Origin of the sequence: Nitrosomonas sp. (genome assembly GCF_040256045.1) — a bacterium.
Taxonomy (GTDB): Bacteria; Pseudomonadota; Gammaproteobacteria; order Burkholderiales; family Nitrosomonadaceae; genus Nitrosomonas.
Map to the genome: position 1 here is coordinate 30742 of NZ_JBDZWD010000016.1, position 13403 is coordinate 44144.

General features: G+C 48.0%; 12 protein-coding genes and 1 pseudogene. 8 read left to right on the plus strand and 5 right to left on the minus strand.

What is annotated here, in order from left to right:
* Positions 1 to 639: 639 nt before the first annotated feature.
* Positions 640 to 909, plus strand: coding sequence for a helix-turn-helix domain-containing protein (locus tag ABUL11_RS04775; protein WP_350282722.1), 270 nt, complete (start codon positions 640 to 642; stop codon positions 907 to 909).
* Positions 910 to 1042: 133 nt separating this feature from the next.
* Here the strand turns inward: ABUL11_RS04775 and ABUL11_RS04780 are convergent, their stop codons facing one another.
* A complete protein-coding gene (locus tag ABUL11_RS04780; RefSeq protein ID WP_350282723.1) occupies positions 1043 to 2236 on the minus strand; it encodes a pyridoxal phosphate-dependent aminotransferase in 1194 nt (397 codons plus the stop codon).
* Positions 2237 to 2310: 74 nt separating this feature from the next.
* On the opposite strand from ABUL11_RS04780, the gene uvrB reads away from it, so the two are divergent.
* Complete coding sequence (gene uvrB, locus ABUL11_RS04785; protein WP_350282724.1) at positions 2311 to 4398, plus strand: excinuclease ABC subunit UvrB; 2088 nt, start codon at positions 2311 to 2313, stop codon at positions 4396 to 4398.
* 39 nt (positions 4399 to 4437) lie between these two features.
* Here the strand turns inward: uvrB and ABUL11_RS04790 are convergent, their stop codons facing one another.
* On the minus strand, positions 4438 to 4731 hold the full coding sequence (locus tag ABUL11_RS04790) for an NrfJ (protein ID WP_350282725.1): 294 nt from the start codon (positions 4729 to 4731) through the stop codon (positions 4438 to 4440).
* Positions 4732 to 4827: 96 nt separating this feature from the next.
* Complete coding sequence (locus tag ABUL11_RS04795; protein ID WP_350282726.1) at positions 4828 to 6444, minus strand: alginate export family protein; 1617 nt, start codon at positions 6442 to 6444, stop codon at positions 4828 to 4830.
* Between the two features lie 315 nt (positions 6445 to 6759).
* Here ABUL11_RS04795 and ABUL11_RS04800 point away from each other — a divergent pair, with 315 nt between their 5' ends.
* Positions 6760 to 8364 carry a multicopper oxidase family protein gene (locus ABUL11_RS04800; RefSeq protein WP_350282727.1) on the plus strand — a complete coding sequence of 535 codons (1605 nt, stop codon included), beginning with the start codon at positions 6760 to 6762 and terminating at the stop codon, positions 8362 to 8364.
* Positions 8365 to 8511: 147 nt separating this feature from the next.
* On the opposite strand, the gene ABUL11_RS04805 is transcribed toward ABUL11_RS04800, so the two are convergent.
* Both ABUL11_RS04805 and ABUL11_RS04810 read right to left on the minus strand, forming a co-directional pair.
* Positions 8512 to 9333, minus strand: a complete 822-nt coding sequence (locus ABUL11_RS04805) for an inositol monophosphatase family protein (protein WP_350282728.1) — start codon at positions 9331 to 9333, stop codon at positions 8512 to 8514.
* Positions 9318 to 9875: a thioredoxin family protein gene (locus ABUL11_RS04810; RefSeq protein WP_350282729.1), complete on the minus strand. Its 558-nt coding sequence runs from the start codon at positions 9873 to 9875 to the stop codon at positions 9318 to 9320. Before ABUL11_RS04810 ends, ABUL11_RS04805 begins: the two co-directional genes overlap by 16 nt.
* A 96-nt stretch (positions 9876 to 9971) precedes the next feature.
* Between ABUL11_RS04810 and ABUL11_RS04815 the strand changes: the two genes are divergently transcribed.
* The 5 genes and pseudogenes from ABUL11_RS04815 to ABUL11_RS04835 form a co-directional block, all read left to right on the plus strand.
* Positions 9972 to 10730: a 16S rRNA (uracil(1498)-N(3))-methyltransferase gene (locus ABUL11_RS04815; RefSeq protein WP_350282730.1), complete on the plus strand. Its 759-nt coding sequence runs from the start codon at positions 9972 to 9974 to the stop codon at positions 10728 to 10730.
* Positions 10731 to 10752: 22 nt separating this feature from the next.
* Positions 10753 to 12087, plus strand: coding sequence for an amino-acid N-acetyltransferase (gene argA, locus ABUL11_RS04820; protein WP_350282731.1), 1335 nt, complete (start codon positions 10753 to 10755; stop codon positions 12085 to 12087).
* Positions 12088 to 12179: 92 nt separating this feature from the next.
* A complete protein-coding gene (locus ABUL11_RS04825; RefSeq protein WP_350282732.1) occupies positions 12180 to 12542 on the plus strand; it encodes an esterase/lipase family protein in 363 nt (120 codons plus the stop codon).
* A 10-nt stretch (positions 12543 to 12552) separates the two neighbouring features.
* On the plus strand, positions 12553 to 12933 hold the full coding sequence (locus tag ABUL11_RS04830; RefSeq protein ID WP_350282733.1) for a hypothetical protein: 381 nt from the start codon (positions 12553 to 12555) through the stop codon (positions 12931 to 12933).
* 35 nt (positions 12934 to 12968) lie between these two features.
* A pseudogene (locus ABUL11_RS04835) lies at positions 12969 to 13403 on the plus strand (hypothetical protein); the annotation flags it as partial.

Consider the following 13403-nt stretch of genomic DNA (forward strand, 5'->3'; position numbering starts at 1 on the left):
AACGATACTGGCAGCCAGAATTTTTTTAGAAAATTGATCCATGGTATTTTCCTTTAAATCAGATTAATAAAACATAGATATTACGTAACATCTATCTTGCTACTTCAACAAGGCAACTGTCGCTTACTGACGACCCCTTGTTGTGGAAGAGATAGTAGGAAAATTGTACTTATCAGGGCAATACTGCAATTGCATACAAGAAAGACTCGGAATTGCAAAGCAGAAAGATGGGGGAATTACAGCAGAAATCGTTCTTTCAACAAAAATTATTCATTCTATAGATGCTTTTCTATTCCATTTCAGCCAGATACATTTACTTCCTCTTACTTCCAGCTAGTTCTGAATGAACAGAGTTACCAGACTGTAACAATACAATCATGTTTTGTCGAAAAACTTTACAGATCAAAAGATATATTCTGTTAAATACAATATATCGTATATAAATCATATAGTTAAATTTATGGCATATTTTATGCTTTCAATTGATATGTGTACTATCTTAAAGTAATAAAACAGCACCTGTAAGCAAATATCCCAAGTAAACCACTTGTAACTTGAAATGTGATATTTATAACTGCCTGATCAGAAACGAAAGAATATTATCCAAATCAAATGTCAACGCAACTGGAGTAAAACTTTATGGATCGTGATAAACCTAAGCGTCTACCCCCGTCGTATTACACTTTGCTTGAGGCCAGCCAGGAAAAGGAAACCACCAGTACAAAAATTCTTGCCCAATATCTCGAGCGTTCCCCCGCAACCGTTCGTACTCAGTTCCAGAGGATTATGGAATTTCTTGATGTCAGCAGCAGGTATGGAGCATTACGTGAAGCTGAAAAACGAGGTCTGATCAGGCGAAATAAGCGCGTCACTCCCATTTATCATAAAGAAAACAGAAGTTTACTATAACAATATGCCGTTATAGGAACGCTGAATGCAAGGCCAAACTATAAGACATGAGCAATGCTGCCATACATTATTCTGACTCATGCATCAGCGACAAGAAACAAGACCTTCCCAACACAGTCAAAAACATTGATCATCAGCTCAGCAAACCGGCGATGCGTTTGACAGCTTCCTGGAGATTATCCATGGAAGTTGCAAACGACAGCCGCATGTAGCCTTCGCAACCAAACGCTGACCCTGGAACAGCAGCCACTTCAGCTTTCTCCAGTACATAGTTACAAAAAGCAATGTCACCACTATCCTGCAGAATCTGCTGAGTATTTAATCGGCTGATAGCCTGCCTTACATCTACAAAAGCATAAAAAGCGCCTTCGGACAATAAACAGTGAACACCCGCAATGGAATTCAATGCGTTGGTCAAAAACTGGTTACGCTCCCGGAAAGCCTCGACCATCGGAATCATGCAAGATTGATCACCATTTAACGCAGCCTCTGCCGCCATCTGGGCAATGGAATTCGGGTTGGATGTACTTTGTGACTGAATATTTTCCATTGCAGTAATGATTACTGCTGGTCCACCACAGTAACCAATCCGCCAGCCGGTCATGGCATAAGCTTTGGATACACCGTTGAGCACGACGGTACGCGCTTTCAGATCAGGACAGGCGTTCAGAATATTGACGAACTCATCCCCGGACAAAAGAATATGTTCATACATATCATCGGTAGCGATCAGGATATCCGGGTGCTTGCGCAACACTGCACCCAAGGCCTGCAGCTCTTCCAAACTGTACACGCTGCCGGAAGGGTTGCTCGGGCTGTTGATAACGAACATGCGGGTTCTGGGAGTTATCGCTTTTTCCAGTTGATCCGGTGAGATTTTGAATTTCTCTTCGATCCCAGTACTGATAAAAATAGGCTTTCCCCCGGCAATCAACACGATATCGGGATAAGAAACCCAGTAAGGTGCGGGAATAATGACTTCGTCACCCGGATCGATCGTCGCCAGCACCAGATTGAAGAAGCTTTGTTTCCCGCCACTGGAAACCAGAATCTCTCCCGGCATAAATTCCAGTGAATTTTCCCGCTTGAATTTCGAGATGATTGCCTGTTTCAAAGATGCAGTTCCACCCACCGCCGTATATTTCGTAAAACCATTACGGATCGCCGTAATCGCTGCATCCTTGATATGCAACGGGGTGTCAAAATCCGGTTCACCTGCACCCAGACCAATAATATTTTTTCCTTCTGCCTTGAGTCTGGCAGCTTTGGCAGTAACTGCCAGAGTGGGAGAAGGTTTGATAGCCTGGACGCGTTGCGAGAGTTTCACGATACAGCTCCTGATGTAGGTGATTTGTACATGTTAGAATCAAAAACGTTTAATTTCGTACAGCGAACGAACCTGTGATTATTACCTTTCCAGGCAGTCCTTACAAGCTCAATCAGGCGTTTCAGCCAGCAGGCGATCAGCCGGAAGCAATCTACACACTGGTAGAAGGACTAGAATCAGGCTTATCCTTTCAGACATTACTCGGCGTAACCGGATCCGGTAAAACCTTCACCATCGCCAATATGATTGCACGATCGGGTCGACCGGCGATTATCATGGCACCCAATAAAACACTGGCTGCGCAGCTATATGCCGAAATGCGCGAATTCTTCCCGGAAAATGCGGTTGAGTATTTTGTCTCCTACTATGATTACTATCAACCGGAGGCTTATGTACCCTCTCGCGACCTGTTCATAGAAAAAGATTCGAGTATCAATGAACATATCGAACAAATGCGCCTCTCTGCTACAAAATCTCTACTGGAACGAGAAGATGCAATCATTGTTGCAACGGTCTCCTGCATTTACGGTATCGGTGATCCGGTCGATTATCATGGCATGATCCTCCATATTCGTGAGCATGAAAAAATCTCGCAACGCGATATCATTCAGCGTCTGACAGGTATGCAATATCAACGCAATGAATTTGAATTTGCACGCGGGACCTTTCGGGTACGTGGCGATGTATTGGATGTCTTTCCTGCAGAAAACTCCGAAACTGCCCTGCGTATTTCCCTGTTCGATGACGAAGTGGAAGGCATGACGCTGTTCGATCCACTCACCGGACAAACCCGACAAAAAGTATCGCGCTACACAGTTTATCCTTCCAGTCATTACGTCACACCACGCAGCACCACTCTGCGGGCAATTGAAACCATCAAAACCGAGCTTGCCGAACGGTTGAACTATTTTCACGAAAACCATAAGCTGGTAGAAGCCCAGCGTCTTGAGCAGCGTACCCGTTTCGATCTGGAAATGCTGAACGAACTGGGTTTCTGCAAGGGTATCGAAAACTATTCACGCCACTTGTCTGGACGGCTACCCGGAGATCCTCCTCCCACACTCATCGACTATCTGCCGGATAATGCATTGATGATCATCGATGAGAGCCATGTCACCGTTCCCCAGATAGGCGGAATGTACAAAGGAGATCGCTCAAGAAAAGAAAATCTGGTTGCCTACGGATTTCGTCTACCTTCCGCACTGGATAACCGGCCGCTCAAGTTCGAGGAATTCGAAAAACTGATGCCTCAAACCATTTTCGTTTCCGCCACTCCGGCAGATTACGAGATACAGCGCAGCGGCCAGATTGCGGAACAAGTCGTAAGGCCGACCGGCCTGGTGGATCCGGTGATCATCATTCGCCCGGTTACCACCCAGGTGGATGATATGATGTCAGAAGTTTCATTACGTGCCGCTCAGAATGAACGGGTGCTGGTCACTACCCTGACCAAACGCATGGCTGAGGATCTGACTGATTATTTTTCCGAGCACGGTATCCGGGTACGCTATTTGCATTCTGATATCGATACAGTCGAACGGGTTGAGATCATTCGGGATTTACGCCTTGGCAAATTTGATGTTCTGGTTGGAATCAATCTGTTGCGAGAAGGGCTGGATATACCCGAAGTTTCGCTGGTAGGCATACTGGATGCAGATAAGGAAGGTTTTCTGCGATCAGAACGTTCATTGATTCAGACCATGGGCCGCGCTGCCCGGCACGTTAATGGAACTGTCATCCTTTATGCTGATAAAATTACTGATTCGATGCGGCGAGCTATCGATGAAACCGAACGACGACGCAACAAACAGACGTTGTTCAATCAGCAGAACAATATTACGCCACGCGGAGTCAACAAACGGATCAAAGATTTGATCGATGGTGTTTACGACAGTGAAAATGCTGCAGAACATCGGAAAGTCGCGCAGATTCAGGCTCGCTACGCGGCAATGAACGAAACACAACTTGCAAAGGAAATTCAGCGACTGGAAAAAAGTATGCTGGAAGCAGCCAGGAACATGGAATTTGAACAGGCTGCCCAGTATCGCGACGAAATAAAGAACTTCAGAAGCAAACTCTTCATTGGCATGATAAATCCTGATGAGATCGGGGAAGTGCCACAAACAGCCGGTAAAAAATCAGGCAGAAGATCTGGCAGATAACTGCAACCGGGTTACCTCCATCTCGACAGGAAATCTATTTTACTCTTCTACCTTGGCCTGAGTAGATGTAACGAAAATCAGCTCACTAAAGGTCCGATTGAGTGTTTTGCTGGTGAAATTATGCATTCTCATACTTTCCACGAAACGGATATGCTCGCCATTACTGACCTTGGTCGTCGGTGCTGCTATCCAGAATTTTTTGCCCCCATTTGCAAGCTCCATATAGGTATACCCCGCCGCATCGATTGAGGAAACGACAATCCCCTCGTTTGAAGGCATCGCTTCAACTCCGGAGGCTCCTTCTGCCCGGGCGGCAGATAAATTGAAACTCATGAGTAAAATTGCCAAAATCCCAGCAGATACTGTTCTGAACATTTTGATTTCTTCCTTTACAAGATTGTGAAAAAAGCCTTGCTGACCTATCGACGATCAGAAGCGGAAATTATATTGCGCATAAAATAGATCAGGCGAAACACCGGGGCGCGTATTTTTGACGAATTCACCGGTAAAAAGTTTTGAATACCCCAGTAATATATCCTGGTGGCGACTGATATGAAAATTGACCGTAAAATCTATTTCATCCCCGACATGCCTGCCTGACTGCCCGGTAATATCACGTATTATCCCTGCCCCGGCTGCGTTGTACAGATAATCTCGTTTATTCGCCAGATAAAAACGATGGTACTGGCCGAGAAATGTCACCCATGGTTGCGGATGCAAGGTGAACTGGGCATTGAAATCATGGATATTCTGCCGACCCACCTGATCCATATAGCCAAAATAATAATGGCCAAATGGAAAAAGCTGATTGAATGTATTGCTATGCCCGTCGTGATGACTTTTATCACCAGAGGCAAAATCATAACGCAACCAAAACTGAGGATTCATCGGAAGCGGTAACTGGTAGCCCACTCCAGAAGCAATCGAAAAAGCTGAAATATCGAGGTGAGAACGTTTTCCGAATTGATACATACCTTCCAACTCATAGAGAATACGCTCATAATCACCCACCCAACGTGCACCGATTGTATGCAAAACCGAATCCCCCTGCAGCACATTGCCCTGGGTGATATTGGCCGGGGCAACGGTTCTATTATCAATCAGGCTCAGATAGTACAGATCGAGCACCTGGCTTGGAATTGCCTTGTAAGTTCCCCACAAACCGACAAAGTTACGATCTTTATCCCAGTTATCGAACTGATTGGGCTCGGTTACCATCGGCCGCACCCAGAACGCATCCAGATTGAACGCCGGAGTATGCCAGAAAGTTTTCACCCCCTGAAATGTCCGACGCGTATTTGCCCAATCCAATGTCGATATCAGCCGCTGTGAGCCGTACAAAAGTTCCTGACGCCCCACCCGCAGATAAGCCGGCCCATCCATGAATTGCCCCAGCTTAACGTCCGCAAACAGATTGAGCATGTCGGTATGGTTCTTATCGATTGCCAGGGCTGGCAGATCCAGCCCTAATGCACGCGCATCCAGCATTTCGGCAAACAGCCGAAACTGATCCTGATACCAGAGATCGGCATGAAGCCGTGTCCGTAATAAATGGTAGTCATTGTTGATTCCAGCTGCATTCAAGCGGCTGTCCGTCTCATGCATGTAGCGATACCAGAAACTGCCACCGAAGGACAGCAACCAGTCACTGCCCAGATGGATACGTTTGACCGGATCAAAAAAATTTTTTTCGTGCTCGGGCTGTTCAAGATAGCGAAAATCAAAATCGAAAGCTGGTGTCGTCGTCAGAGCAGAAGGTGGCAAAGGATCAACCTGTGGTTTTTCCCGCTCGTTACCATCAATCAGGTCCACCAATGAGAAATACCCGGGCCCCATTGGCGGCTTAACAAAAATACCGGCACGAGGAGGGAGCGAGACAGGTGGCGCCTGGGACCAGTCAACCTGAGTTGCCGCAAGATTGCTCTCGTTGGCAAATAGCTGGCTGCTTCCGGTTGCAAAGATAAAAGAAGCGATTGCTGCTTTCCGGCAAATTTTGGCTGCTCCAGATGAGTTGCCGATAAACGATACCAGTAATTTCCTGATCAAACTGTTCCGATTGGAACAATATCCCGCAGGGCCAGTTGTATGCATATTGAAGTAATCACCCTATATTAGAAGAGATATCACAAATTTCCGGAAAACCGTTACGGCATCAGATACTGAAACACCCCGGAATCAATTTTTCCGTAAATTTTACACGTATTCACACTGTATTCTGAGATAAACCAAACGGCAGAATTTACGTTTCTCGGAACTATGTGGATTTTCCACTACACCTGTGCATCCTGTATGTAAGCTGTTACGCCTGATATTGGGAAATGAAAAATTCAAACAATCATCTAAAACAGACAGCCGACTGCCGTGACAAATATTGATTTCAATCGTCGCCGATTCTTGCAATATGCAGCATTGGGAACACTCGCCACTTCCATTTCCGGTTTTGCATCCACAGCAAGCCGTAACCTCAACCAGGCACCCAATAAGGCATTTAAACCGGATGTCGAAATCGCATTGACCGCACAAATGGCTGAAGTCTCGATTCTGCCAGGAGCCGCCACCCGTGTTCTCAAGTACACCGGGAAATTGTTGAAAGGCCCACAAACTGCCATCAAACGACTACCCGGCTATCTGGGACCCATTCTCAACCTTGAGCAAGGCCAGAAAGTCCGGATATTTTTCTACAATCAATCACCGGAACCCTGTGTTACTCACTGGCACGGTATGCATGTACCGCAGATCATGGATGGACATCCGATGTATGCCATCTCGCAGGGTGAACAGTATGTATACGAGTTTGAGGTAAAAAATCCTGCCGGGACCAACTGGTATCATTCACACACGCATGAAATGACTGCCAGACAGGTGTATCAGAGACTCACCGGGCTCATCACCATTACAGATGAAGATGAACGCAGGCTGGATCTGCCCAGTAGTGAATTCGATATCCCGCTTGTCATACAGGATCGCCGTTTCACATCCGGTAATCAGTTGCATTATTCGCTGACCATGCGTCAACGTATGCAAGGTTTCCTGGGTAACACTATTCTGGTAAATGGCCAGCACAACCATATTATTCCAGTAAAAACACGTGTCTACCGCCTTCGCATCCTGAATGGCTCAAACGCCAGAATCTACAAACTGGGCTGGAGTGATGGTTCTCCGATTACCGCCATCGGCACTGACGGTGGACTACTGGAAAAACCGGAAACCTTCCCTTGCATCATGCTGAGCCCGGCGGAACGGGTAGAGCTCTGGGTCGATTTCAGCGGACACAAAACTGGATCCGAGCTGGCTCTGCAAACATTGCCGTATCAGGGATTTTCCATGGGCATGGGAAGGGGACGCAGAATGGGTATGCAGGAAAGTGTAGCGGATCAGGGCAGCAAAGATACGCTCGTCAGATTCACCATCATCGAACAGATCAGTGATTCACCCAAATTACCGGATACACTGGCTCCCATTCGCCGCCTGACCGTAAAAGATGTTTCCAATCCTGATAAGACTGTACCGATCAACATCGGTATGCATCGTATGACATTCAATCTCAATGGCAGAATCTTTGAGATGCTGGATTACACCGAACAGGAAAAAATTCCACTGAATACCATGCAAAGAATCCGGATCTCCAATGCCAATCCGGCAATGGGTGGAGGAATGGGCAGGGGAATGCGCGGCGGCCAGGGAGGCAGAATAATGGGTATGATGATAGCACTGCCCCACCCGATTCATCTTCACGGCCAGCAATTCCAGATTCTGTCACGTAAACCAGGCTATGCCGACAGTGCTTATGCTACGGTCAAGGAGGGATTCATCAACAGCGGCTGGAAAGATACCGTGCTGGTCATGCCAGGAGAAGAAGTCGAAATCATCAAACCCTTTATGGACTATACGGGCCTGTTTCTTTACCACTGCCACAATCTGGAACATGGAGACATGGGCATGATGCGCAATTTCTTTGTCAGCTGAATAACCGGTTGATGGAAGCAAGGCAGATTGCTTGCCTGCCCGCATACCATCAACCGGGTACGATTACCGCAGCAAGACAGGACATGCTGTTGTATTTCTTGAAACTGATCTGCTGCAGGTTTTCTGAGAAACCTCTCAACAAGCCCATCAACGGAGATTGTCAATATCCGACATACGCGATCTGATCCAGTCACGCCACAGCACAAATAAATCTTCATCAAGCGCACCGATGACCGAACGGCGCCAGGGATTGCCGGACCAGTAATCATCCCCGCTCAGCGTACAGCGATGTCCCCCGGCTTCTTCGAGAATCAGACAGCCGGCAGCATAATCCCACGGCTTTTGGCCACCATGCAGATACAAATCAAAATATCCCGCAGCGGTATAACACCATTCCAGTGTGCAGGTACCATAGTTACGTTGCGAGGAATAGGGAGGTCTGGAAACAATTTCCACCGCCAGCCTGCGATCCAGTCGCTTGAAATCGACATTGGCTATCGCTTTGTTCAACGGGATTTTCCGTCTGGAAAAAGGGAGTGTCTTACCGTTGAGAAAAGCCCCCTTCCCCTGCTCAGCGTAGAACATTTCATCCGTCGCCGGGTTGTAGACCACACCCAGCACACTTCTGCCACCCCGCATCAGCGCCACCGAAACTGCAAAATAAGGCAATCCGTTCAGAAAATTGGAAGTTCCATCAATTGGATCGATACTCCACAACCCATCCTGCCCTGCTTCCCATTGTGCCAGCTGTTCTGATTCCACCATTTCTTCACCGATCATCGCAACGGGTGCAATTTCATGCAACCGCTCCAGCAGACTTACCTGAGCAGCCAGATCTGCTTCTGTATAAAAACTACCGTCTGCTTTATAAATACGTTCCACTTGCAGATAACGCGACATGATCTCATCTCGAGCGACTTCCCTCACCGCCTTGATGACACGTTCCAGCACGCTCAATCTTCCCGCCATTTGATCGAACAGCCAATACTCGGGATGTGATCCTCAGGCCCACGTCCTGTTCTTGCTACCTGAACCATGGCTTCAAACAGCTCCCGGCGGGCATCGGCAGGGGCCGCTTCCTTACGGGAAGCATCCATCCGGCCACGATACTGCAGCTCCAGACGGTTATTGAAACCAAAGAAATCAGGCGTACAAACAGCCCCGTATGCCTTGGCGATTTCCTGGGTTTCATCCTGAACGTAAGGAAACGGATAGGCATATTCCCGGGCTACTTTAGCCATATTTTCGAATGAATCTTCCGGATAATCCGCCGGGTCGTTGGACATGATGGCAATTGTACCGATGCCGTGTTCAGCAAGCTCTCTGGTATCACGGATAATCCGGTCGCGAATGGCTTTCACATAAGGACAATGGTTACATATGAACATAATCAGCAATCCATTTTTCCCTGCTACTGATGCCAGGTTGTAACGCTTGCCATCCACCCCTGGAAGATCGAAATCCACCGCCTTCCACCCAAAATTACAAACCGGTGTTTCCAGACTCGCCATCCGACTACTCCTTTTCCATTAATCGACTTGGTTTTTACCTATACTATCATAGAAATATTTCTGTTCCTTTTGCTTCCTGGCCATTAACCGTTCCACATGACAGCACGCTTTTTCCATACTCTCCCTATCCGTGATACCGAACGTATTACGCTGAACAGCGATACCAGCCATCATGCAGTTCAAGTGCTCCGATTGAAACCGGGAGACTCTGTCACATTGTTCGATGGGGCCGGCGGTGAATTCTCCGGCCGACTCGAACAAATCAGCAAATCCGGCTGTCAGGTCAGAATCGAACGCCATCTGCCGATCGAACGTGAATCCCCGCTGATGATCGAACTCGCACAAGCCGTTTGCATCAATGAAAAAATGGATTGGATCATTCAGAAGGCAGTTGAACAAGGTGTGGCCCGTATACAGCCTCTGACAACCGGCCGTACCCTTGTTCGGCTCACCGGAGAACGTGCCGATAAACGTGAACAGCACTGGCAAAGAATCATCATTGCCGCCTGCGAACAATGTGGACGAAACCAAATCCCTCAGCTTTTGCCGCTCATGTCCCTGTCACACTGGCTGGAACAGAAATTGGCATGGAAACACAAAAACAGCAATCCAGCCGGCCACGATATCATGCTCTCACCTGCTGCTCATCAGCGCTTAGCCGAATTATCTTCTCCCCGAACCGGAGAATTCATGACCTTACTGACAGGCCCGGAAGGGGGATTCACCGGGGAAGAAACCAATGCCGCCCACCTCGCCGGATTCATACCCGTTCGCCTCGGAAGCCGCATTCTGCGCACTGAAAGCGCGGCACTGGCTGCCATTGCTGCCGCTCAGACGCTCTGGGGGGATTATTGATAACATTTCTTCTTAATCAGCCATGAAATCGGATACCGAATTTGTCACCTGGTTTCGTTCCGTCACACCCCATATCCATGCCAGCCATGGAAGAATCTTCGTCATCGCTTTCGGGGGGGAAGTTGTTGAGAACGGAAAATTCGTTGAGCTGGTGCAGGACTTCAACCTGCTTGCCAGCCTCGGCATCCAGCTGGTACTCGTACATGGGGCACGCCCGCAAATTGAATCCCGGCTTCGGACAGACCAACAGGAAATGAGCTACGTACAGGGTATGCGCGTTACTGACGCTGCAACCCTGCAATGTGTGAAAGAAGCCGTCGGCAAAGTACGAGTTGAGATCGAAGCCTTGCTGTCGATGGGCTTACCCAACACACCCATGGCCAATGCTGCCATACGGGTTGCCAGCGGCAATTTCGTAACTGCCCGACCAGTCGGTGTGCTGGAAGGCGTAGATCTGCAATACACAGGAGAAGTACGCCGTATCAATACCATGGCGATACTCGATCAACTCGAACAAGGGACGGTAGTGCTGCTCTCTCCTCTGGGCTATTCGCCGACCGGGGAAATTTTCAACCTGACGCTGGAAAATATCGCTGCTGAAGTAGCCATCGCCCTCCAGGCCGATAAATTGATTTTCCTGGTGGATACGCCGGGAATCCGGCAGCAAACCGAATCAGGTACCGTATTACTGCCGGAACTCACTGTCAAACAGGGCAAAGCACTGCTTGCAACAATGGAAACAGCAACAGACCAACTGGATGAGGATACCCGACTCTACCTGCCATGGGCGTTACACGCTTGCGAAAAAGGAGTGAAACGTGTCCATCTCATCAGCCGCCATATCGATGGCGCACTGCTGCTTGAACTGTTCACTCACAGTGGTATTGGCAGCATGATCACACGTGACCCGTTGCAAATCATCCGCCAGGCTGAAATCGAAGATATTGGTGCCATTCTCCAATTAATTGAACCCTTGGAGAATGCAGGTATCCTGGTACGGCGCAACCGGGAATTACTGGAAATGGAAATCGCACGCTTCACGGTAATCGAACACGACAACATGATCATTGCTTGTGCGGCACTCTACCCTTTCCCGGATGACAAGTCATGCGAGCTGGCCTGCCTCGCGGTACACCCCGAATATCGCAAGGCAGGTATCGGCCGGATATTGATCGACCACCTTGAAGATCAGGCCAGGGAACAAGGCTACCGCCGCCTGTTCGCACTTACCACCCGTACCACTCACTGGTTCGTAGAACGCGGCTTTTCGGAAACCACCCCTGACCAGCTTCCTCGACTGAAACAGAATTTTTACAACTACCAGCGGCGTTCCAAGGTATTCGTCAAATCAATCTGAGGAACCACAGATACTGCTCTGGTCAGCATCTCGTGACAATGATGATGAACGGTTTGTCATAATAGGGAACCTGTCTCTTATAGGAAGATGTAATGAGCGATTCAAGCAACGGAGCTATTGTTTTTGTTCATGGATTGCTGGGCTTTTCATCTTTTTCCATTTTTGGAAAAAGAGTACATTATTTCCGAAATCTGCGTTCCAGTTTGAGGAACAGCACCCGGCAGGCTTTCTTTCCTGAATTACCTGCTACCGGATATATCGAAGATCGCGCACGTGTTCTGGCAAATTTCTTAGCTCACATCAGTGCAGATCATATCGACCTGATCGCACACAGCATGGGCGGTTTGGATTGCCGATATTTGATCCGCCATCTGGATCCGATGCATCGGGTACGAAGTTTAACTACGGTTGCTACGCCTCATCATGGATCACCTTTAGCAAAAATGGGCTATTGAAGGATCAGATATGTGCTTTCGGTTGATGCACTTCATTTCCACACCCGCCGTCAATGATTTAACCTCTGAATCATGCGCCCGGTTCAATATGGAAATCAGTAATCGGGAGGATGTCAGATACTGCTCGTATGCGAGTATGCGCTCCCCAGCTGACATGCCGTTCATTCTGCGCTCCTGGGGAAACAGGATCGCTGCACACAGCGGTGATAATGACGGGATGGTGCCCGTGGCATCGGCGCAATGGGGAGAATTCAGAGATGTATTGCAGGCAGATCATTTTGAACTGACTGGCTGGAGTTTTGCCTGGCCGGATGCACGCAAAGCACGACCGTTCAACCATCTTCAGTTTTATCTCAATCTGGTGCGAGAGCTTACTGAAAATCACTCGTAGCTGTTTAACCATTCTTCAAGTCTGGGAGGGTAAAAATGTCTGGCGAGAAATCTGAGAGAAACTTTATCTTTTACTTTTACCCAAGCTTGTTCATTGCGGCAAATGCGCTTTTTATCGGCATGGTACTGTTTTTATTCTATGCCAGCATTCAGCCACCCCATCTGCCGGAAGATACGGTCAATACCTCGCTCTACATGGAGATCGCGTCATGGTTTGATCCCATATTTTTTCAATATAACCTGATATTGCTGGTTTTCGCTGTCGGAATTATTCCACTGATCACACTTTGTTATACCAGTTCGATGCGCGAGGAAAAGAAACGCCGTCTGCAACGGGAACTTCCGCCCGCGATCTATTCCGCCAACAGCAACTATATTCAGAATTACCTGAGCAAGATTTCCAGCATACGCAGTTATCTTGGCAGCATGATGAGCCTGATGTTCGTGGTGATGTTTGGCTGCATGATCATC